This window comes from Pantoea sp. UBA5035 (assembly GCF_002415245.1).
GTDB classification, from domain to species: domain Bacteria; phylum Pseudomonadota; class Gammaproteobacteria; order Enterobacterales; family Enterobacteriaceae; genus Pantoea; species Pantoea septica.
The window spans coordinates 35,048-54,998 of sequence record NZ_DICD01000001.1; the positions used below are offsets into that span (position 1 = coordinate 35,048).

Annotated in this window: 19 protein-coding genes and 1 riboswitch; of the genes, 9 read left to right on the forward strand and 10 right to left on the reverse strand. The window is 61.6% G+C overall.

The window, feature by feature from the left end; translation table 11 throughout:
- Positions 1-222 precede the first annotated feature (222 nt).
- Both B3229_RS00175 and B3229_RS00180 read left to right on the forward strand, forming a co-directional pair.
- On the forward strand, positions 223-1,320 hold the full coding sequence (locus B3229_RS00175; protein WP_286867690.1) for an ABC transporter substrate-binding protein: 1,098 nt from the start codon (positions 223-225) through the stop codon (positions 1,318-1,320).
- Positions 1,317-3,407 carry a TonB-dependent siderophore receptor gene (locus tag B3229_RS00180; protein ID WP_286867577.1) on the forward strand — a complete coding sequence of 697 codons (2,091 nt, stop codon included), beginning with the start codon at positions 1,317-1,319 and terminating at the stop codon, positions 3,405-3,407. The genes B3229_RS00175 and B3229_RS00180 overlap by 4 nt, the downstream gene beginning before the upstream one ends.
- Here B3229_RS00180 and B3229_RS00185 read toward each other — a convergent pair.
- The 3 genes from B3229_RS00185 to B3229_RS00195 all read right to left on the reverse strand — a co-directional run bounded on the left by B3229_RS00185 (position 3,404) and on the right by B3229_RS00195 (position 6,877).
- A complete protein-coding gene (locus tag B3229_RS00185; RefSeq protein ID WP_048783227.1) occupies positions 3,404-4,567 on the reverse strand; it encodes an HD-GYP domain-containing protein in 1,164 nt (387 codons plus the stop codon). The two genes, B3229_RS00180 and B3229_RS00185, sit on opposite strands and share 4 nt — an antisense overlap.
- 114 nt (positions 4,568-4,681) lie before the next feature.
- Positions 4,682-6,073 carry an MFS transporter gene (locus B3229_RS00190; RefSeq protein ID WP_286867581.1) on the reverse strand — a complete coding sequence of 464 codons (1,392 nt, stop codon included), beginning with the start codon at positions 6,071-6,073 and terminating at the stop codon, positions 4,682-4,684.
- 297 nt (positions 6,074-6,370) lie between these two features.
- Positions 6,371-6,877 carry a GNAT family N-acetyltransferase gene (locus B3229_RS00195; RefSeq protein ID WP_286867584.1) on the reverse strand — a complete coding sequence of 169 codons (507 nt, stop codon included), beginning with the start codon at positions 6,875-6,877 and terminating at the stop codon, positions 6,371-6,373.
- Between the two features lie 63 nt (positions 6,878-6,940).
- Here B3229_RS00195 and B3229_RS00200 point away from each other — a divergent pair, with 63 nt between their 5' ends.
- Positions 6,941-8,773 carry an ABC transporter ATP-binding protein gene (locus B3229_RS00200; protein ID WP_286867587.1) on the forward strand — a complete coding sequence of 611 codons (1,833 nt, stop codon included), beginning with the start codon at positions 6,941-6,943 and terminating at the stop codon, positions 8,771-8,773.
- Here B3229_RS00200 and B3229_RS00205 read toward each other — a convergent pair.
- Complete coding sequence (locus B3229_RS00205; protein WP_286867590.1) at positions 8,767-9,894, reverse strand: GNAT family N-acetyltransferase; 1,128 nt, start codon at positions 9,892-9,894, stop codon at positions 8,767-8,769. The two genes, B3229_RS00200 and B3229_RS00205, sit on opposite strands and share 7 nt — an antisense overlap.
- A 73-nt stretch (positions 9,895-9,967) precedes the next feature.
- A complete protein-coding gene (locus tag B3229_RS00210; RefSeq protein ID WP_286867693.1) occupies positions 9,968-10,888 on the reverse strand; it encodes an AraC family transcriptional regulator in 921 nt (306 codons plus the stop codon).
- Positions 10,889-11,032: 144 nt separating this feature from the next.
- Here B3229_RS00210 and B3229_RS00215 point away from each other — a divergent pair, with 144 nt between their 5' ends.
- The 4 genes from B3229_RS00215 (at position 11,033) to B3229_RS00230 (ending at position 14,454) form a co-directional block, all read left to right on the forward strand.
- Positions 11,033-11,857, forward strand: a complete 825-nt coding sequence (locus B3229_RS00215; RefSeq protein WP_286867593.1) for an oxidoreductase — start codon at positions 11,033-11,035, stop codon at positions 11,855-11,857.
- A 39-nt stretch (positions 11,858-11,896) separates the two neighbouring features.
- On the forward strand, positions 11,897-12,820 hold the full coding sequence (locus B3229_RS00220; RefSeq protein WP_048783238.1) for a LysR family transcriptional regulator: 924 nt from the start codon (positions 11,897-11,899) through the stop codon (positions 12,818-12,820).
- 76 nt (positions 12,821-12,896) lie between these two features.
- Positions 12,897-13,838 carry a glutathione S-transferase family protein gene (locus B3229_RS00225; RefSeq protein ID WP_048783239.1) on the forward strand — a complete coding sequence of 314 codons (942 nt, stop codon included), beginning with the start codon at positions 12,897-12,899 and terminating at the stop codon, positions 13,836-13,838.
- A 10-nt stretch (positions 13,839-13,848) separates the two neighbouring features.
- Positions 13,849-14,454 carry an alpha/beta hydrolase gene (locus tag B3229_RS00230; RefSeq protein ID WP_286867601.1) on the forward strand — a complete coding sequence of 202 codons (606 nt, stop codon included), beginning with the start codon at positions 13,849-13,851 and terminating at the stop codon, positions 14,452-14,454.
- On the opposite strand, the gene B3229_RS00235 is transcribed toward B3229_RS00230, so the two are convergent.
- From B3229_RS00235 to B3229_RS00250, 4 genes are all read right to left on the reverse strand, one after another.
- Positions 14,451-15,254 (reverse strand): sugar phosphate isomerase/epimerase family protein, encoded by an 804-nt coding sequence (locus B3229_RS00235; protein ID WP_048783241.1) that lies wholly within the window; start codon positions 15,252-15,254, stop codon positions 14,451-14,453. The genes B3229_RS00230 and B3229_RS00235 overlap by 4 nt on opposite strands.
- A gap of 72 nt (positions 15,255-15,326) precedes the next feature.
- Entirely contained in the window at positions 15,327-15,704 is a 378-nt protein-coding gene (crcB, locus tag B3229_RS00240; RefSeq protein ID WP_033753408.1) for a fluoride efflux transporter CrcB, read from the reverse strand.
- An 89-nt stretch (positions 15,705-15,793) separates the two neighbouring features.
- Positions 15,794-15,870: riboswitch (Fluoride riboswitch) on the reverse strand.
- 117 nt (positions 15,871-15,987) lie between these two features.
- On the reverse strand, positions 15,988-16,428 hold the full coding sequence (locus B3229_RS00245; RefSeq protein WP_286867605.1) for a type II toxin-antitoxin system VapC family toxin: 441 nt from the start codon (positions 16,426-16,428) through the stop codon (positions 15,988-15,990).
- Positions 16,409-16,678: a type II toxin-antitoxin system Phd/YefM family antitoxin gene (locus B3229_RS00250; protein ID WP_286867608.1), complete on the reverse strand. Its 270-nt coding sequence runs from the start codon at positions 16,676-16,678 to the stop codon at positions 16,409-16,411. Before B3229_RS00250 ends, B3229_RS00245 begins: the two co-directional genes overlap by 20 nt.
- Positions 16,679-16,823: 145 nt before the next feature.
- Here B3229_RS00250 and B3229_RS00255 point away from each other — a divergent pair, with 145 nt between their 5' ends.
- Positions 16,824-17,750, forward strand: a complete 927-nt coding sequence (locus tag B3229_RS00255) for a nucleoside hydrolase (protein ID WP_286867610.1) — start codon at positions 16,824-16,826, stop codon at positions 17,748-17,750.
- Here the strand turns inward: B3229_RS00255 and B3229_RS00260 are convergent.
- Positions 17,731-18,759: a zinc-binding alcohol dehydrogenase family protein gene (locus B3229_RS00260; protein ID WP_286867612.1), complete on the reverse strand. Its 1,029-nt coding sequence runs from the start codon at positions 18,757-18,759 to the stop codon at positions 17,731-17,733. The genes B3229_RS00255 and B3229_RS00260 overlap by 20 nt on opposite strands.
- A gap of 137 nt (positions 18,760-18,896) precedes the next feature.
- On the opposite strand from B3229_RS00260, the gene B3229_RS00265 reads away from it, so the two are divergent.
- On the forward strand, positions 18,897-19,799 hold the full coding sequence (locus B3229_RS00265; RefSeq protein WP_033792735.1) for a GntR family transcriptional regulator: 903 nt from the start codon (positions 18,897-18,899) through the stop codon (positions 19,797-19,799).
- Positions 19,800-19,951 lie beyond the last annotated feature (152 nt).

Consider the following 19,951-nt stretch of genomic DNA (forward strand, 5'->3'; position numbering starts at 1 on the left):
TCAGGGTTTCGCGTTAGCCTGCGCGCATCGGTATAAAGAAGCGGTTAAATTGCGGAGGGCGGGCGTAAAAAAGTTATAAAAATGGCTTAAAAACAGCCAGATGACTGCGCACTTCCGCCTTTTTTAGTTATAAAACCCGGCGGCGAGGCGCAACGGCTGCGCCGCCATTGTGAAGACGATTGATATTCATTATCATTTCGATTTCCTTGCGAAATAATTATGATGCGCGTTCTTTTTTCTCTGCTGCTGCTGCTGTGCAGCGCCAGCGCCGTTGCCAAATCGATCGTCGATATCACCGGCCAGCGCGTGACCCTGCCCGATCGTCCCCAGCGCATCATTCTGGGCGAAAGCCGTATGCTCTATACCCTGGCGCTGATCGTGCCCGGCAACCCGGCGGCGCGCATCGCAGGCTGGCCGGCGGATATGGCGAAGTACGACCCGCAAAGCTGGCGCCAGTTCACCACCGCGTTCCCGGCGATCAAGGCGGTGCCGCAGCTCGGCGCTGGCGCGCTGCGCGACCTTAATCCTGAACAGGTGATCAGGCTGAATCCCGATCTGATTATCCTGCCGCGCCTGGCGAAAAGCGGCGCGCCAGAGGCGCATTTCCGCCAGCTGATGCAGCAGGTCAATATTCCGGTGATTTATGTCGACCTGCGCGTTGATCTGCTCAACAACACGGTGCCCAGCCTGAAAATCCTGGGCGAGGTATTTGACCAGCCGCAGCGCGCGCAGGCGTTTATCGATTTCTATCAGCAGCATATGGATAGGGTGCGCGACCGGCTGGCGAGCTATCAGGGCGCGAAAAACCGCGTGATGCTGCATCTGCATCTGGGCCGCCGCGACACCTGCTGCACCACGGCGGTCAACGGCAATCTCGGCCAGCTTCTCGCCTTTGCCGGCGGCGACAATATCGCCGCCGGCGCGGTAAAAGGGGTGTTCGGCGAGATCAATCCTGAACAGGCGCTCGCCCAGCCGCCGCAGGTCTATATCGCGACCGGCATGGCGGACGCGGACGACGACAACACGCTGCAGCTTGGCCCGGAAATCGACGCCGATCGGGCGGCCGTCAGCCTGCAAAGGCTGCTCGCCGCGCAGCCGGTTCTCAGCCAGCTTGAGGCGGTGAAAAACCACCGCGCGTACGGTCTGTGGCACAACTTTTATCTCAGCCCGTGGCACGTGGTCGCGGTAGAGCTCTTCGCAAAAGCGCTCTATCCGCAGCTGTTCGCCGACCTCGATCCGCAACGCACGCTGGAACAACTTTATCAGCGCTTTCTGCCGCTGAATTTATCAGGGACCTTCTGGAGCCAGTTACCGCAATGAAACCCCTCTCTTCTCTTCTGCTGGGCGGCGCGCTGCTCTCCGGCAGCCTGCACGCGCAGGAAACCACGCTGCTGGTCACGCAGGACGCAGCGCCGCAGGAAGATGGCTACCAGCCGCACAGCAGCGTGACCGCCACACGCGCGCCGGCGAAGATTATCGACACGCCGCAGAACGTCACCGTGGTGCAGCAGCAGGTGCTGCAGGATAGCGCCGCGCAGGATCTCGACGACGCGGTAAAATTCGTCAGCGGCATTACCCAGGCCAATACGCTGGGCGGCACGCAGGATGCGCTGATCAAGCGCGGCTTCGGCGATAACCGCGACGGCTCTATTCTGCGCGACGGCGTGCGTTCGATTCAGGCGCGCAACTTCACCCCCACCAGCGAGCGCGTCGAGGTGCTGAAAGGCCCCTCTTCCATGCTCTACGGCATGAACGAGCCGGGCGGCCTGGTCAACGTCATCAGCAAGAAGCCGCTGCTGACGCCGCAGGCGCATCTGGAGGGCCGCTACAGCAGCTTCGGCGGCGGCGGCGGGCAGCTCGACGTGACCGGCCCGCTCGGCACCAGCGGCTTTGCCGGACGGCTAATCGTCGATCACGACGAAACCGATTACTGGCGTAATTTCGGCCGCACGCGCCAGACGGTGGTTGCGCCGTCGCTGATGTGGTTTGGCGAGAGCACCACCCTGCGCGTCGCCTGGGAGCATATGGAGTACCTGGTGCCGTTCGATCGCGGTACGGTGATCAACCCCAAAACCGGCAAGCCGGTAAACACGCCGCGCGAAGAGCGCTTCGACGAGCGTTTCAACGCCACGCGCGGCGATCAGGATACCCTGACGCTGGCTGCCGATCGGATTCTTAACGACAGCTGGACGGCGCATCTCAACTACAGCTTTACGCGCAACGCCTATAGCGACCACCAGGCGCGCGCCACCGCTTTCAACGCCGATACCGGCGTGCTGACGCGTCAGGCCGACGCCACCGGCGACGCGCAGAGCCGCTCGCAGATGGTGCAGCTGACGCTCAACGGCGACGTCGACTGGGGCCGCGTCAATCATCAGCTGCTGGCCGGATTCGACTACGAAGCCGATCGCACCTTCCGCGGCGATATGCTGCGCGGCAAGAAAAACAGCCGCTTCAATATCTGGCATCCGGTGTATGACGAGATGTCATCCAGTTCTACGGTGAGCGCCGCCGACAGCGATCAGCGCGAGAATATCAGCAGCCGCGGCCTCTTTTTGCAGGATGCCATCCGCCTGACGCCGAACTGGCTGCTGCTGGGCGGCCTGCGCTACGACCGCTTCGACGTGATGGCGGGCAAAGGCCGTCCGTTCGTTGCCCGCACGCGCAGTTCCGACAGCCGGCTGGTGCCGCGCGCGGGCGTGGTTTATAACCTCAACGGCTGGTCAAGCCTCTACGCCAGCTACACGGAATCCTTTAAGCCCAACTCCTCTATCGCCACCGAGATCGGCGCGCTGCCGCCGGAGCTGGGCAAAGCCTGGGAAGTCGGCGGCAAGATCGATCTGCCCAACGGCGTGACCGGCACGCTGGCGCTGTTTGATATTCAGAAGCGCAACGTGATGGTGGATGAGCTGGTGGATGGCGAGAGCGTAACGCGCACCGCCGGGAAGGTGCGTTCGCAGGGCGTCGAGCTGGATCTGGCGGGCAAGCTGACCGACTCGCTCAGCCTGGTGGGCAGCTACGCCTGGACCGACGCGCGCGTCACCGCCGATCCGGCCAATAACGGCAACGCCATGAGCAATACCGCGCGCCATACCGCCGCGCTGTTCCTGACCAACGATTTCGGCGCCACCGGCCTGCTGGCGGCGGACGATCTGCGCGCCGGCGTCGGCGCGCGCTACGTCGGTCGCCGTCCCGGCGATGCGGCCAACAGCTTTTATCTGGATGACTACACGGTAGCGGACGCTTTTGTCGCCTGGCAAACGCCGCTTAACCATTACCGCGTGAAGTGGCAGGTCAACGTTAATAACCTGTTCGACAAAACCTATTACCCGTCCAGCGGCAACAATCTGCGCGTCGCGGTGGGCGAGCCGCGCGAGATCGCGCTGCGCGCCAGCGTCGATTTTTAACTCGCCAGCGCCCAGACGCGATTGAGATCGGCGTCTTTCCATAGCGGGCTCTCTTCTGCGCCGATAATGCTGTCGGTGCAGAAGCTGTCGCCGAGATCGATGCGTTCCGGCCTGACTTCGCGCTGCGCATGCAGCGACCAGAAGGCGTGCACCACCGGTTTCAGCAGTGATTGCTCGCCCGCCTTTACCACCAGCGCGACGCGTCCCGACGCCAGCCGCACCAGCGACCCCACCGGGTAGATGCCGATGGCGCGCACGAAGAGGTGCAGGAGCTGCTGGTCGAAGTGGCCGCGCCAGTTCAGCATATTGTGCATCGCTTCGGCGGGCGTCCAGCCCTTGCGGTAGACGCGCGTCGACGTGAGCGCGTCATAAACGTCGCACACCGCCGCCATGCGTGAGTAGAGCGAGATCTCGTCGCCTTTCAGCCGGTGCGGATAGCCGCTGCCGTCAACCTTTTCATGATGATGCAGGGCGATATCCAGCAGATCGGCGTCGGCGTCCGCCTCCATCAGCATCTGCGCGCCAACCACCGGATGCTGGCGCATCACCTCGAACTCTTCGTCGCTGAGCTTGCCGGGTTTATTGAGGATCTCCAGCGGCACCGCCGCCTTGCCGACGTCATGCAGCAGCCCGCCCATGCCGACGCGCCGCACCTGTTTGTCATCCAGCCCGAGCTGCTGCGCCAGCGTAATCATCAGCCCGCAAACCGCCATAGAGTGCAGCCAGGTGTAATCGTCATGGTTTTTGAGGCGCGCCACGCTCAACAGCGCGGTCGGTTCGCGCCGGATAGAGCCGGCGATCTCGTCCACCAGATCCAGCATGCCCGCCAGGTTCAGACGATGGCCGAGGCGCGCCTCGTTGAACATCGCCATCACCTGCGTTTTGCCCTGCTGGAAAATCTGCTGCGCCTGGTCCAGCTCCTGAAAAAAGGGCGTGCGTTCGACAGGTTTTTTATCCGCCGACGGCGCGGCAGGCGCCTGCACCGATCGATTCAGATCGATCCAGAGCCGCTGGATCCCTTCGTTGCGCAGCATCGCGATCTGCCGCGGATCGGTTACCAGCATCTGATTGCGAATGCGTTTATCTTTAATCCACCAGACCTCGAGCTTATGGATAAACATCCCTGGCCGCAGCTCGTCGACGGTGATTTGTTTAATCACGATATCTCTCCTAAGGATCGCTCCTGGTAGAGAAGTATCGGCAAGTGAGCAAATTTTCTTCAGTGGGAATGAAGTGGTCGGTGGTCGGCGCAGCGCGCCGACCTGGCGGAAACCTTATATCGCCTTGATGCCGTGCGCCGCTTTTTGCGCCTCGCGCGCCGCTTCCGGCGTCTGCGTTTCGCCGACGCGCACGATCGGCCCCATCACGAACAGGAACAGCAGCGCGGCGACGACGCAGTGCGCGCCGACAAATCCCAGCCCGATGCTGTAGCTGCCGGTCAGCCCGACAATCACGCCGAACAGCAGCGGCGTGACGAAGCCGGCGATATTGCTGACGCCGTTGAATATGCCGCCTGCAAGGCCGACCGCCTCTTTCGGCGCGGTATCGCTAATAACCGTCCAGGTGCCTGCGCCCGCTGCTACGCCCTTGCCGAAGAAGGCGAAAGACATAATGGCGATAATGCCGAGGTTGCTCGGGATCACCGCCGCCATCACCAGCGACGCCGCCATTAGCATGCCGATGATAAACGGCGTTTTGCGCGCCCAGGAGAGGCTCCAGCCGCGTTTGATCAGCATATCGGAGATATAGCCGCCGCTGATGCCGCCAAGAAAGCCGAACAGCGCGGGCGCGATAGTGGCGAAACCGGCGTCCATAATATTCATGCCGCGCGCCTGCACCAGATAGATCGGAAACCAGGTAATAAAAAAGTAGCTAAGCGCGATGGTGCAGTACTGACCGAGATAGGCGCACCAGAGCATGCGGCTGGAGAGCAGAGTTTTGAACATTTTCTTGTTCAGCGCAGGCCGCGCCTTCAGGGTATGGGGCGCATCGATATCCACCAGCGCCCCGCCCTCGACGATATAGTTCAGTTCGCTTTCGGAGACGCCAGGATGGTTGCGCGGCTCGCGCATATAGGCTGCCCAGACAAATACCGCCAGCACGCCGATACCGCCCAGCACGAAGAAGGGCCACTCCCAGCCGAAGCGCGACACCAGCCAGCCGGAAAGCGGCGAGAAAATAGCCACGGCAAAGTACTGCGCCGTGCTAAACAGCGCGGAGGCGCGGCCGCGTTCCGCGCCGGGAAACCACATAATCACCACGCGCGCGTTCGCCGGGAAGGCGGGCGCTTCTATCAGCCCCAGCGCAAAACGCAGCGTAAACATCAGCACCAGCGCGGCGGTCATACCGCCCGCCAGCTCGCCAACGAAGCCCATCGCAATAGTGGAAAGCGACCAGAGCGCCAGCGTGATGCCGTAAACTTTTTTCGCCCCGAAGCGGTCAAGCAGCAGGCCGCCGGGGATCTGGCCGATCACATAGGCCCAGCTAAACGCAGAGAGGATCAGGCCGAGCTGGATCGCCGACAGCCCAAACTCATCTTTTATCGCCGATCCGGAGATCGACAGGATCGAACGGTCAGCATAGGCCACCACCGACAGAAACAGGATCAGGCAGAGGATCCAGATACGCACGCGGGTGGGCCGCGCGGCAGAGTGCGCTGTTGTCATCAGGTGAATTCCTTAAAAAGGAGGCGTACCGCCCCGGAAAAAAATGATCAGGAATACCGCGTTGAACGCCCTGTGGAGGAAATATAGGTAGCAGGCGAAGGGTTGGTCATTGGGCGAGTGGTGAAATCATGCGCACTATCTGGCACTGATTTTGGCAGCCTTCACAACGCAGCTTGCGGCGCCGCACATAAGCGGCAAAAACGTCGGCTGGCGCATGGGGAATGTGCGCCAGCTCCAGGAAATCATGGCGCGCTGCGCTATGAAACGCAGCGGCCTGGGCGCGCCAGCATCGCGCCGCTACTGTGAATAACTGTCGCGCAGCATCGCCATCAAAATAATATCGTGATAGTCGCCGTCGCGCAGACAGGCCTTGCGGCGCACCCCCTCCTGCTCGAAGCCGAGGCGCTCATAGAGCCGCCGCGCGCGCGCGTTGTCGTGAAAGACTTCCAGCTCTACGCGCGTCGCGCCCAGCCAGTTAAAGGCGTAATCGAGGCCGGTGCGAATTAAACGTTCGCCGATGCCGCGTCCGCTGAAAGCGGGATCGACGCCGATGCCGAAGCTCAGGCCGTGCCGGGTGCGCGGCCGGTTTTCAATGAACAGCGTCAGTTCGCCGACCATCTGTCCGTCCAGCTCCGCGACAAAACCGATGTAGCCTTCACTATCCATTCTTTCGAATTTTTTCTGCCATGTCGCCACGCTGGGAAACGGCAGCTGCGTGGTCCAGCGATAGACCGCAGGCTGGCTGTAAAGACGCTGAAACCCAGCGGCATCGCTGGGTTCACGACCGCGAATGGCTAATTCCATATCGGTAATCCCTTTTAAGTTGCACTAAGCTGTTTACTCTCCCCAGACGTAAAGAGAGACGTTATGTTGTATCGCCGTTTCGAACGTTTTATCAATATTTTCCAGGATGCTCCATCCGATTCGCCGCCAGGCCGCATCGGCGCCTTCTATTTTTACTACCTGCGTCAGGTATGGCCAAGCTTCGCGGCGCTGCTGGTGGTGGGTCTGGGATCGGCGCTAATCGAGGTGGCGCTGTTCAGCTACCTCAGCCGTATTATCGACCTGGTCAACGGCGCGACGCCCGCCACGCTGTTCGCCGAGCACTGGCCTGTTCTGCTGTGGATGGCGTTTGTCGCGCTGATCCTGCGTCCGGTCTTTATCGCGCTACACGACATGCTGGTGCATCAGAGCATTAATCCCGGCATGACCAGCATGATCCAGTGGCAGCAGCATAACTATGTGCTGCGCCAGAGCCTGAACTTCTTTCACAGCGACTTCGCCGGACGCATCGCCCAGCGCATCACCCAGACCGGCAACGCGCTGCGCGACTCTGCGGTGCAGCTGGTCGACGCCATCTGGCACGTGCTGATCTACGCGATCACGTCGCTGGTGCTGTTTGCGGAAGCTGACTGGCGGCTGATGATCCCGCTGGTGATCTGGATCGTCGCCTATATCGCCTCGCTGCGCTTCTTCGTGCCGCGCGTGAAGGCGCGCTCTGTGGTGGCGTCGCAGGCGCGATCGAAGCTGATGGGCACCATCGTCGACGGTTACACCAATATCTCGACTATCAAGCTGTTTGCGCATCACGATCTGGAAAAGCGCTACGCCCGCGAAGCGCTGCAGGAGCAGACCGAAAAGAACCAGCGTTTGAGCCGCATGGTCACCAGCATGGACGTGACGCTCTCCTCGCTTAACGGCCTGCTGATCGTCTCGACCTCCGGCCTGGCGCTCTGGCTGTGGAGCCAGTCGCTGATCAGCGTCGGCGCCATCGCGCTGGCGACCGGTCTGGTGGTGCGCCTGGTCAATATGTCCGGCTGGATTATGTGGGTGGTGAACGGCATTTTCGAGAATATCGGCACGGTGCAGGACGGCATCAACACCATCGCCCAGCCGCTCAGCGTGCAGGATGCGCCGCAGGCGAAAGCGCTAAAGGTGACGCGCGGTCAGATCCGCTATGAGGATATCCGCTTTGACTATGGCGGCGGTCATCAGGTAATTAACCGTCTTAACCTCAACATCAAACCCGGCGAGAAAATCGCCCTGATCGGCCCTTCCGGCGCGGGCAAGTCGACGCTGGTGAATCTGCTGCTGCGCCTCTATGACCTGAACGGCGGCCGCATCACCATTGACGATCAGAATATTGCCGAGGTGACGCAGGCGAGCCTGCGCGGCCAGATCGGCATGATTACGCAGGATACCTCGCTGCTGCACCGCTCAATTCGCGAAAACCTGCTCTACGGTCGTCCCGACGCCACCGAAGAGGAGCTGCAGGCGGCGATTCACCGCGCGCGCGCCGACGAGTTTATTCCGCGCCTGTCCGACACCGAAGGGCGCACCGGGCTGGACGCCCACGTCGGCGAACGCGGCGTGAAGCTCTCCGGCGGTCAGCGCCAGCGCATCGCCATCGCCCGCGTGCTGCTGAAGGATGCGCCGATTCTTATCATGGATGAGGCGACCTCGGCGCTCGACTCCGAGGTGGAAGCGGCGATTCAGGAGAGCCTGGGCACGCTGATGGAGGGCAAAACGGTGATCGCCATCGCGCACCGTTTGTCGACCATCGCCAAAATGGATCGCCTGATCGTGCTGGATAAGGGACATATCGTCGAGATGGGCAACCACAGCGAGCTGCTGGCGCACAACGGCCTCTATGCCCGGCTGTGGCGCCATCAGACCAGCGGATTCGTCGGCGATCACTGATCGCCGCGTCGATACGGCAAGGCGTCGCGCGCCTCATCGGCCCAGGCGCGCACGCCTTCTCGCTCTTCCTGTAGAAAATCCGCTACCGCATCGCGCAGGCCGGGATGCGTCAGATAGTGCCAGGAGGTGGTGAGCTGCGGCTCAAAGCCGCGCACCAGCTTGTGTTCGCCCTGCGCGCCAGCGTCGAAACGCTTCAGACCCGTGGCGATGGCGTAGTCCATGCCCTGATAGAAGCAGGTTTCGAAATGCAGGCGATCGAACTCCGCCAGGCAGCCCCAGTAACGCCCGTATAGCGTCTCGCCATCCACCAGACAGAACGCCATCGCCGCCGGCTGCTGCTGCAGATGCGCGATCGCCACGCGAATGCTGTGCGGCATGCGCGCCGCCAGCAGGCTGAAAAAGTCGCGCGTCAGGTAAGGCCGCTGGCCGCGCACCGCATAGGTGTTGGCGTAGCAGGTATAGACGAAATCCCACTGATCCTCGCGCAGCTCGTCGCCGCGATACCAGTTAAATTCAAAACCGCTCTGCGCCACCAGCTCGCGCTCTTTGCGCAGCTGTTTGCGCTTGCGCGACATCAGCGTGTCGAGAAAGTCCTGAAAATCGCGGTAGCCGCGATTATGCCAGTGATACTGGCAGCCGAGCCGCATCAGCCACTCCGGCTGCTGACGCAGCAGCGCGTCGCCGGGCGCGTCGGTAAAGTTGATATGGGCGCTGCTCAGCCCCTGTTGATGCAGCGTCTCCGGCAGCGCGGCGAGCAGCTGCGCGGCAGCCTGCGCGTCCCCCAGCAGGCGCGCGCCGGTCACCGGGCTAAAGGGAATGGCGCCCAGCCATTTTGGATAGTAGCGAATGCCCGCGCGCTGGCAGGCGTCCGCCCAGGCGTGATCGAAGACATATTCGCCCCATGAGTTGCGCTTGCGGTAGCCGGGCAGCGCCGCGCGCAGCGCGCCCGCTTCCCGCCACAGCAGATGATCCGGCTGCCAGCCGCTTTCGGCGCGTACGCTGCCGCTCTCTTCCAGCGCCAGCAGAAAGGCGTGGCGTAAAAAAGGCTGATCGTCGGGCAGCAGCGCGTCCCATTCAGCGGCGTCGACATCCGCCAGCGAAGCAAGGTGAAGCAGAGACATGCAGAACTCCAGACCAAAACGGGCGAAAAGCTAGTCAAGCAGGTTTTGCCGCACAGCGAAAGGGCGACGGCACCTAATGTGAAGCGACGAAGCGCGCGTCTGGCTGGGCAGGCGGCAGCGCGAAGCCATCCCGCAGCCGCCTGGCCTCTTCGCCCGGCGACAGACCGAACAGCCGACGGAATTCGCGGCTGAACTGCGAAGGACTTTCATACCCCACCGCCAGGCTGGCCGCGGCGGCGGTCATCTGCTGGCGCACCATCAGCAGCCGCGCCTGATGCAGGCGGATCGACTTGACGTACTGCATCGGCGACGTCTGGGTGACGGCGCGAAAGTGGGCGTGAAAGGTCGCATGGCTCATGCCGGCGCGGCGGGCGAGCTGGGCGATATCCAGCGTCTGAGCATAGTGCTGATGAATATGGCGCAGCGCCTGGGCGATTTTGCCGAAGGCGCCTTGCTGCGTCAGCGCGGCGCGCAGTTCGCCTCCCTGCTCGCCGCTCAGCACGTGGAAGTAGATTTCCCGCACCAGCGCCGGGCCAAGCAGCGCGGCCTGCAGCGGATCGCCCAGCGCATACAGCAGCCGCGTCACCGAACGCTGCATCGCCTCATCGAGCGGCGTGGAAACCATTCCGGCCGGCTGGTGCGTGACCGTTGCGCCCGCCTGCTCCATCTGCAGCAGCAGCTCCGCCGCTACCGGCAGATCGAGATGCATATAGATCGCCAGCAGCGGCGCCTCGGCGCTGGCGTCGGTCTCCATGATAAAAGGCACCGGCACCGAGACCGCCAGATAGTGCTGCGCGTCGTAGCAATAGACGCGCTCGCCGAAATAGCCGCGCTTGCGGCCCTGCAGCACGATCACGATGCCGGGATCGTAGAGCACCGGCGTGCGGCTCAGCGGACGGTTGGATCGCAGCAGCCGCACGTCGGGCAGCGGCGTCAGGTTGTAGCCTTCCTGCGGCGCAAGCGCGGCGATCAGGCGAAGGGAGTCGGCGTTCATAAGAGGATTATGCACGTCTGCGGCGCTATTTACCGCTGCCGCGCCTGAAATTCAGCGTTTCAGGCAAGGATGGCAGAGGAACGGGCATCCTCTTTTACGGGCGACGGGCGCAGGCTAAAGCCTCACCCACAGAGAGGAAAGCAGATGAAACAGATCATGATCACCGGCGTCAGCAGCGGCTTCGGTCAGGCGCTGGCGCAGGCGGCGCTGGCGGCGGGCCACCGCGTTTTCGGCACCGTGCGCAGCCAGCAGGCGCTGGACGCCTTTACGGCGCTGGATCCGACGCGCGCCCACGGCGCGATACTCGATCTTACCGACGTAGAACGCATCGCCCCGCTGGTGGCGGCGTTTGAAGAGGCGCACGGCCCGCTCGACACGCTCATCAACAATGCGGGCTACGGTCATGAGGGTATTTTCGAAGAGGCGACGCTGGCGGAGATGCGCCACCAGTTTGACGTCAACGTCTGGGGAGCGGTCGCCATGATGAAGGCGCTGGTGCCGCGTTTCCGCGCGCGGCGACGCGGGCAGATTATCAATATCACCTCAATGGGCGGCCTGATTACGCTGCCTGGCATCAGCGACTACTGCGCCAGCAAATTCGCGCTGGAAGCCTTTTCGGAAACCCTGAGCCAGGAGCTGGCCGGTTTTAATATCGCCGTGACCGCCGTCGCGCCGGGCTCGTTTCGCACCGACTGGGCAGGCCGCTCTATGGTGCGCAGCCCGCGCGCCATCAGTGATTACGACGCGCTCTTCGATCCGGTGCGTGAAGCGCGCCTCGCCAAAAGCGGCCGACAGAACGGCGATCCCCATAAAGCGGCGCTGGCGATCCTCGGGTTGCTGGACCACCCCGCGCCGCCGGCGCACCTGCTGCTGGGCAGCGACGCGCTGCAGCTGGTGCGCGATAAGCTGCGCCGCCTTGAGAGCAGCGTTGCCGAATGGGAGAGCGTCACGCGTTCAACCGACGGCTAAAAGCCTGTACATTGGCGTTTTCATCTGCAGGAACGCTCTATGGATCGGCTTGATTGCGACCGAATGTTCGTCGCCGTACTGGAGCTGGGCAGCTTTGCCGCCGCAGCGGCGCGGCTCGGCGTCAGCAGCGGTCAGGCGTCAAAGCTGGTGTCGAAGCTGGAGCGGCAGCTCGGCGTGCAGCTGGTTAAGCGCAGCACGCGCGCGCTGTCGCCCACCGACGTCGGTCGCACTTACTACGAACAGGTCAAAACGCTGCTTGACGCCTTTGACGCGCTCGACGTCAGCGTACGCGAAAGCGCCGGCACCCCGAGCGGCCGGCTGAATATCAGCGCGCCCGTGACCTTCGGCAGCGCGGTGCTCTCCCGCGTGCTGGCCGCCTTCGCCAGACGCTATCCGCTGATCGAACTGGACGTCAGCTTTTCCGATCGCCCGGTCAGTATCGTGGACGAAGGCTTCGATATCGCCGTACGCATCGGCAACCTGAGCGACAGCAGCCTGATTGCGCGCCGTCTGGGGGGAATTGCGGTGCGGCTCGCCGCTTCGCCGCGCTATCTGCAGCAGTACGGCACGCCGCAGCACTGGCGCGCCATCAGCGAGCATCAGTGCATTACCGACACCAACTTCCGCGATCCCTGGAACTGGCCGTTCGTCAGCGAGACGGGCGAGACGGTGACCGTGCCGGTGCGCGGCCGTCTGCGCTTTGCCAATACCGAAGCCTGCCTGCAGGCGGCGCTCGCCGGGCTGGGCATCGCCCGGCTGCCGGATTTTATCGCCGCGCCCGCGCTGCAGCGCGGCGATATCGTGCCGGTGCTGGCGCGCTACGACGTGCCGCCCCTCGGCCTGTTCGCGCTCTATCCCGCCGCGCGCCATCTGCCGCAGCGTACGCGACTGCTGGTCGATTTTCTGGCGGATCACTTCGATCGTTTCCCGCCCGGCCGATCCCTTCCAGAATGGAAAGAATGATTGTCGTTTTGACCCGATTATCAGCCGCGAGGAAGAGTAATAAGCTGCTGCTTATATCAGCATGAGGAGCAGCGCAATGTTAGTCAGAGGTAAATGGAGTGCGGAGTGGCATCCGGTTCAGGCCACGGATAAACAGGGCGGATTCGTTCGCCAGACGTCGAGTTTTCGCCACTGGATCAGCAGCGACGGCAGCACCCCCTTTGCCGCCGAGCCGGATCGCTATCACCTCTATGTGGCGCTGATCTGCCCCTGGGCTTCGCGCGCGCTGATCGCCCGCAAGCTAAAAGGGCTGGAGTCGGTTATCAGCGTTTCGGTGGTTGAGCCGCAGCTTGGCGAGCAGGGCTGGCGCTTCGGCGACTTTCCCGGCGCGGATCGCGACACCCTCAACGGCGCGCGCTTCCTGCACGAGCTCTATACCCGCGCCGATGCTGACTTTACCGGACGCGCCACCGTGCCGGTGCTGTGGGACAAAAAGACGCAAACCATCGTCAACAACGAGTCGGCGGATATTGTGCGCATGCTTAACAGCGGTTTCGGCGATCTTGCCGATAACCGTATCGATCTCTTTCCCGACGCGCTGCGCGATGAAATCGAAACGCTGAACGCGGCGATCTACCCGCGCCTGAATAACGGCGTCTACCGCGCCGGTTTCGCCACCACTCAGCTCAGCTATCAGCAGGCCTACAGCGAGGTGTTCGAGCAGTTGAACGAGCTGGAAACGCGGCTGGCGGACGGCCGCACCTTTCTGTTCGGCGAGCGCGTCACCGAGACCGATATTCGCCTTTTCGTGACGCTTATCCGCTTCGACGTCGCCTATTACGGCCTGTTCAAGTGCAATCAGCGTCGGGTGCGCGACTATCCGTTGCTCAACCGCTATCTGAAGAGCATGCTGTCGATTTCCGGCGTGCGCGAGACGGTAAATATCGAGCACATCAAACAGGGCTACTATTCCATTAAGGCGCTCAATCCCAACGGCATCGTGCCGGCAGGCCCGGATATGAGCGAGTATGGTTTTTAAGGAGAAACGGATGGCGAAAGCGTTAGTGATTTTTCTGCATGGCGTCGGCAGCAACGGCGAGGATTTAGCGGCGCTGGGCCGTCACTGGGCGCCGCTGTTGCCGGATGTCATCTTCGCCGCGCCCGATGCGCCCTTCTCTTTTCCCCATGGCGCAGGCTTTGAGTGGTTTAGCCTCGACGGCGTGACGCCGGAGAACCGTCCGGCGCGAGTGCGCGCCGCGCGCGAAACCTTCGACGCGACGCTGAAAGCGATTCTCGCGCGCCACGGGCTGAGCGACCAGTGGGACAAGGTGGTGCTGGTCGGCTTTTCGCAGGGATCGATCATGGCGCTCGACGCGCTGGCGTCAGGACGCTTTCCGCTGGCGGGCGTGGTGGCTTTCTCCGGCCGGCTGGCGTTCGACGAGCCGCTGTCGCCTGCGATTCAGACCCCCGCGCTGCTGATCCACGGCCACGCCGACGCGGTGATCCCGTGGCGCGAGAGCGAGTCGGCCGCGCAGCGTCTGAAAGCCGCCGGCGTGCCCCTTGAGCTTCAGCTTGAACCCAGGACGGAGCACACCATTTCCGCGCAGGGCGCGATGCGCGCCGCCGCGTTTATCGCGCAGTGCCTGCAGGACTAGGGCCAGAAACGCCGTAGCGCGGCATACGCCTGCCGCGCCGCCTCATGCGGCGGCAGGCGCTTCAGGTCGTCATTAAACACTTCAATGCCTATCGGTCCCTGATAGTTCGCGCTTTTCAGCTTATCAACAAAGCTGCCGATATCGATAATGCCCGCGCCGGGCAGCTGGCGCTGATGTTTCGCCAGCGTCATGATCGCCTCTTTATCCTGCGGCGAAGGCTGAACCGCCATATCGCACAGCTGCACTTCATAAATTCGCTCGGCGGGAATGTTGTCGAGATGCGAGGCGTCGCCGCCCAGCGCGCAGATATGAAAAAGATCGACCACCAGACCGATATTGGGCTGATCGAGACGCTGCAGCCGCTCCCAGGCTTTCGGCAGCGTATTATCGACGCTGCACCATGCCATCGGCTCATACATGATGCGCATGTCGAAGCGCGCAGCTTCCGAGGCCAGCCAGCGAAGGTCTTCGTCGATTTGCCCGGCAATGCAATCTTCGCGCGTGGTAGCAGGGGCCTGAAGGGTGTCGCAGCCCAGCGCCTGCGCCATCTCGATAAACTGGCGCAGTTCGTCCCGCTTTTGCCGACGCAGCTCGCCGGGGGCGCCGGTAAAATCGCGCAGCACCTGCAGGTTGGTAAAGCCGAGTCCCTGCTGCGCCAGATGCGCCGCGCCCTGCCGGGAGGCGTCGACATCTTCACGCCAGATTTCGACCTGATCGAAGCCGGCGTCGCGCGCCGCCTGAAGTTTCTCTTCGGTGTTACCGCTTAACAGCACCAGGTTAAGGAATGCAGGCTGAGTCATGAACGTCCTCCTTAATCGTCCGGAATAATCGGTTAATGCAGAGGCGGAATGCCTCTGCGGCCGGTATTTGCCTTAGCCGAGAAAATTCACCAGCGCGAAGCCGGCAAAGGTCATCAGCAGCGATCCGGCGACGTGCGTCAGCACGCTCGTCATCGCCCACAAATACTTACCTGATTGTAGCAACATGAGGATTTCTGCCGAGAAAGTAGAGAAAGTCGTCAGACCGCCGCACAGGCCGGTGACGATCAGCAGCTTCCAGGCGGGGTCGAGCTGGGGGTTTTTGACAAACCAGGCGAGCGCGGCGCCGATAATAAAGCCGCCAGCCAGGTTCACCAGCAGCGTGCCCGGCGGCAGGCTGGGAAAGAGCGCGTTAAAGCGCAGCGAGATAAGCCAGCGCAGCGTACAGCCTGCAGCGCCGCCCAGCATCACGGCGAACAGCGACTTCAACATGATTAACTCCTGTAGTCAGCGATCGCGCAGGGACGTGGCGGAGAGAGCACTAGCCTGACACACCAGTAACGCCTGCGAGAGGATTCGGGTTGATGTCAGGCGTCATCAGCCGCTGGGATCGCCAGCAGGCGGTTGGGGAAGGTGGAACGCCATCACCTTAAGGCGTTGATAATACGATGAGGCGCAGGGAGAGACAAGCGGGTCAGACGAGCAGCAGACGGCGAAAAAGCAGATTCTGAAGGCTTTGCCGCGGCGAATTTTCTTAATAAAAAAGATTATATCTTCAACAGCATTTGATAATTTTTATATAGTCTGAGCAGTACTGAATAATCTTTTCATCATTGGTTATTAAGGCCAGTTTTTCTTCTCGAGCCTGAGCGACGAGCAAACGGTCAAAAGGATCTTTATGCATCTTTTCCGGTAAGTTGCGAATGGAGCAGGCATGACGCGAAGTAATGGGGAGTTCAATATAGCCCGCCTCTTTTAATCCTTCAGTAAGGCTGGCTGGATCGAAGCCAAAATCGGGTTTGCCTAAATCGGCCTTGATAGCGATTTCCTGAATTGAGGCGGGCGAATAATAAAGCCGATTATTGTGGTCGGCGAGAATAGCAATGGTCTCTTTAGCGAGTTTTTCTGGCTGCCAGCCTATCCAGATAAGTGCATGAGTATCAATTAAATATCCGCCTGCTGACAGAACAAGCGCTTTATTCTTCCCTGGCGCCATACTCGCTATTCCCATAAAACAGTTCTTCGATTTTGTCGGCGTGCAGTTCATTGAAGTTGTCTGGCACGCTGATTTCGCCCTTTTCTTTCATAAACCCGATGCGCGGCGTTTTCTCAGCTGGCGTCAAAGGAACGAGTTTCGCCATAGGCTGACCGTTGCGGGCGATAATATATTCCTCACCTGTAGCCGCTACATTAGCGATGAGTTTAGAAAAATTCGTTTTCGCATCGTAAAGGTTCAACTTGTGCATAAAACCTCTGTTAGTTGGTCAAGTTACTGGCTAAATGGTGTGCTTTGTTAGTCTAAAGGCATCACGTTTCCTGGTCAATTTTTATTCAGAATGCACAGAGAAGACTGATGTAATCATTCGTAGAGTCCTGATTTAGGGAGAAGTGATGCGCACCTTGATTTTCGATACCGATATTGGCGTAGACGACGCCTTTGCGCTGGCTTACGCGGCGCGCACGCAGCGGCTGCTGGGCATCACCACGGTGTTCGGCAACGTGGCGGTGGGACAGGCGGTAAAGAACGCTCGCCTGTTTTGCGAAAAGATGCAGATCGACGCGCCGATCTACCGCGGCTGTTCGCGCCCGCTGGCGCTGGCGCCCAGCGAGCCGGCGACGCTGCATGGCGCAGACGGCTTAGGCGACGCGTTTGACAACCCTTATAGCGACGCGGCGCCGGGCGCGGTGCAGTTTATTATCGACAGCGTGCGCGCCCGGCCGCATGAGATTACGCTGGTGGCGATTGGCCCGCTGACCAACATCGCCAGCGCCATCAATCAGGCGCCGGACATTATTCCGCTGGTGAAAGAGCTGGCGATAATGGGCGGCGCGTTTGGCACCGACGGCCACAGCGGCAACGTGACGCCTTTCGCCGAGTTCAATATCTGGAAAGATCCGCACGCCGCCGATCAGGTGCTCAGCTCGGCGCTTAACATCGTGGTGCTGCCGCTCGACGTGACCCACAAGGTGTTGATCAGCGGCCAGGAAGTCGAGCAGCTTAACCAGCCGGTGCTGAGCGCCATCGTGCGGCCCTATCTTGCCTATAGTCTGCAAAAAGAGGGGTTCGACGGCATGGCGCTGCACGACACGCTGGCGATCGCCTGGCTCTGCCAGCCCGAGGCGTTTCAGCTAAGCGAAGGCCCGCTGCGCGTCATCACCGAGGGCATCGCGCGCGGGCAAACGGTGCGTAAGCTGAGCGCGCTGGCGTCGCGGGAGGATCCGTTTCGCCATCTGCCTGCCCAGCGCGTGGCGCTGGGCGTGGACGCCGCGCGGGTGCGCGACCACTTCTTCCGCACGCTTAGCGATCGAAGTGAATAACGCCTTTGATCAGCTCGCGATTGTTGATCACCTGCGGTTCGAAGCTTTCCGCCAGCGTCGTGAAAGCGAAGTGCGCGTTAAGCATCATCGCGGCGCGCAGCTGGCCGCTCGCCATCAAATCGCGCACGCGATTGAAGTCTTCGCGCGTCGCGTTGCGGCTGCCCATTAGCGTAGTCTCTTTCTTGTGGAACTCGCTGTCCGGGATCACCAGATCGCCCTTATGCAGGCCGACATAGACCACGGTGCCGCCGTGTCGCATCAGGTTGACGGCGTTGTTCATCGCCGCCGGGCTGCCGGTGGCGTCGAGCACTTTTAGCGCCAGCCTGCCGTTGAACTGCGCGCGCAGCGCGTCGTAAAAATCGTCGCGCGCCGGATCGATCGCCGCCAGGCCCAGCTCTTTCGCGACGTGCGCGCGGCGAAACTCGCTGGTGTCCGCCACCACGACGTTAGCGCCCGCTGCCGCGGCGATCGCCGCCACGCCCAGGCCGATGGGCCCCGCGCCCACCACCAGCACATCTTCGTCCGCGCCGACGCTTGCCCGGCGCACCGCATGCGCGCTGATGGCGAACGGTTCAATCAGCGCGGCGGCCTCCGGCGCGACCTCTTCTACCTGCAGCAGATTGCCGGCCGGCACGGCGAGGTATTCGCAAAAGCCGCCATCCTGATGCACGCCGATCACGGAAATCTGTTCGCAGCAGTTGGTTTTGCCGCTCTGGCAGGCATCGCAGCGCAGACAGGAGATATAGGGGATCAGCGCCACGCGCTGGCCCGGCTCAACGCCCGTCGCGCCTTCGCCCAGCGCGACCACTTCGCCGCACAGCTCATGTCCCAGCACGCGCGGATAGCTGAAGAACGGCTGATTGCCCGCCCAGGCGTGGATATCGGTGCCGCAGATGCCGGCGGCGATGATTTTAATCAGCGCCTCGCCGGCGGCGGGGGCAGGCCGCTCGCGCGTGGCCCAGATCATTTTCTTTGGTTCAGCGATGACCAGGCTTTTCATTGTCGTCATGGGAATTCTCCTGTTGTCCTGCCGCAGTTATGACGAATTGATCACCCACCGGCTGTTTTGCCCGCGCGATCTGTGAGGCACGGCGTTTTTTTTGGGATTTGAATGGTTTTTAATAAATAAAAAACCGGAGAGTCCTTGTGAGCCGCAATCTGAATCTGCGCCAGAACGTCATCAACCAGATGCTGGAAGGGATCGCCCAGCGTCATATCCGTTCGCCGCTGCCCGCGCAGGCGGCGCTGGCGGAGATGTTCAATATCAGCCGCACCACGGTGCGTCATACGCTGCACTATCTGGCGCAGCGCGGCGTGCTGGAAAAAGTGGCCGGAACTTACGTGATCGTGCGGCAGCCGCAGGAAGAGGATGGTTTCAGCGAACTGACGTCGCCGATTGAGCAGCAGGCAAGCCAGTTCGAACAGGCGTTTTTCGAGATGATCAATCAGCGCCAGCTCTCGCCCGGCGACGCCTTTAGCGAGCTACAGCTGGCGCAGCGGGTGAAGGTCAGTCCGGTGGTGGTGCGCGAGTTTCTGTTGCGCTTTATGCGTTACGATCTGCTGGAGCCGGTCAAGCGCGGTCGCTGGCGCATGAAGAAGTTCACCCTGGACTACGCCGACAAGCTGTTCGAGCTGCGCGAGATGCTGGAAACGCACGCGCTGACGCGCTTTCTCAACCTGCCGCCGCAGGATGAGCGCTGGATTCAGGCGCGCGACCTGCTGGATCGCCATCGCGCTTTGCGCGACACCATCGCCAGCGACTACCGCCAGTTCGCCGCGCTGGATAAAGAGCTGCATTCGCTGATCCTCTCCGCCGCCAACAATCCCTTTTTCAACCACTCGCTGGAGATTATTTCGGTTATTTTTCATTCCCATTACCAGTGGGACGAGCGCGATCTCAAGCAGCGCAATATCGTGGCGCTGGAGGAGCATATGGCGCTGCTCTCCGCGCTTATCGGCCGTCAGGACGTCGATGCGCTGCTGGCGCTGCATAATCATCTGGCTACGTCCCGCTCGTCGATGGCGCGCTCGATCCGTCAGTACAATTAAAAACCGATTAAAAACCGCAAAGCATTAGCTCCCGCACGAATCAGAAACATCTTCGCAACATCCTGGCTGCATTGCTTCTAGTCTCGACTGCAACTCATAACGGCCGCTGGGCCGCTATGTCCTTAGCTGTCTGATAACGATAACGACCCCGC

Bases quoted from the DNA above. Each gene is read 5' to 3' on its own strand.
- B3229_RS00250 (WP_286867608.1), bottom strand. From the start codon at position 16,678: ATGCACAAGTTGAACCTTTACGATGCGAAAACGAATTTTTCTAAACTC.
- B3229_RS00205 (WP_286867590.1), bottom strand. From the start codon at position 9,894: ATGTCTCTGCTTCACCTTGCTTCGCTGGCGGATGTCGACGCCGCTGAA.
- B3229_RS00225 (WP_048783239.1), top strand. From the start codon at position 12,897: ATGTTAGTCAGAGGTAAATGGAGTGCGGAGTGGCATCCGGTTCAGGCC.
- B3229_RS00175 (WP_286867690.1), top strand. From the start codon at position 223: ATGCGCGTTCTTTTTTCTCTGCTGCTGCTGCTGTGCAGCGCCAGCGCC.
- B3229_RS00180 (WP_286867577.1), top strand. From the start codon at position 1,317: ATGAAACCCCTCTCTTCTCTTCTGCTGGGCGGCGCGCTGCTCTCCGGC.
- B3229_RS00215 (WP_286867593.1), top strand. From the start codon at position 11,033: ATGAAACAGATCATGATCACCGGCGTCAGCAGCGGCTTCGGTCAGGCG.
- B3229_RS00245 (WP_286867605.1), bottom strand. From the start codon at position 16,428: ATGGCGCCAGGGAAGAATAAAGCGCTTGTTCTGTCAGCAGGCGGATAT.
- B3229_RS00200 (WP_286867587.1), top strand. From the start codon at position 6,941: ATGTTGTATCGCCGTTTCGAACGTTTTATCAATATTTTCCAGGATGCT.
- B3229_RS00210 (WP_286867693.1), bottom strand. From the start codon at position 10,888: ATGAACGCCGACTCCCTTCGCCTGATCGCCGCGCTTGCGCCGCAGGAA.
- B3229_RS00230 (WP_286867601.1), top strand. From the start codon at position 13,849: ATGGCGAAAGCGTTAGTGATTTTTCTGCATGGCGTCGGCAGCAACGGC.
- B3229_RS00220 (WP_048783238.1), top strand. From the start codon at position 11,897: ATGGATCGGCTTGATTGCGACCGAATGTTCGTCGCCGTACTGGAGCTG.
- B3229_RS00190 (WP_286867581.1), bottom strand. From the start codon at position 6,073: ATGACAACAGCGCACTCTGCCGCGCGGCCCACCCGCGTGCGTATCTGG.
- B3229_RS00195 (WP_286867584.1), bottom strand. From the start codon at position 6,877: ATGGAATTAGCCATTCGCGGTCGTGAACCCAGCGATGCCGCTGGGTTT.
- crcB (WP_033753408.1), bottom strand. From the start codon at position 15,704: ATGTTGAAGTCGCTGTTCGCCGTGATGCTGGGCGGCGCTGCAGGCTGT.
- B3229_RS00260 (WP_286867612.1), bottom strand. From the start codon at position 18,759: ATGACGACAATGAAAAGCCTGGTCATCGCTGAACCAAAGAAAATGATC.
- B3229_RS00235 (WP_048783241.1), bottom strand. From the start codon at position 15,254: ATGACTCAGCCTGCATTCCTTAACCTGGTGCTGTTAAGCGGTAACACC.
- B3229_RS00255 (WP_286867610.1), top strand. From the start codon at position 16,824: ATGCGCACCTTGATTTTCGATACCGATATTGGCGTAGACGACGCCTTT.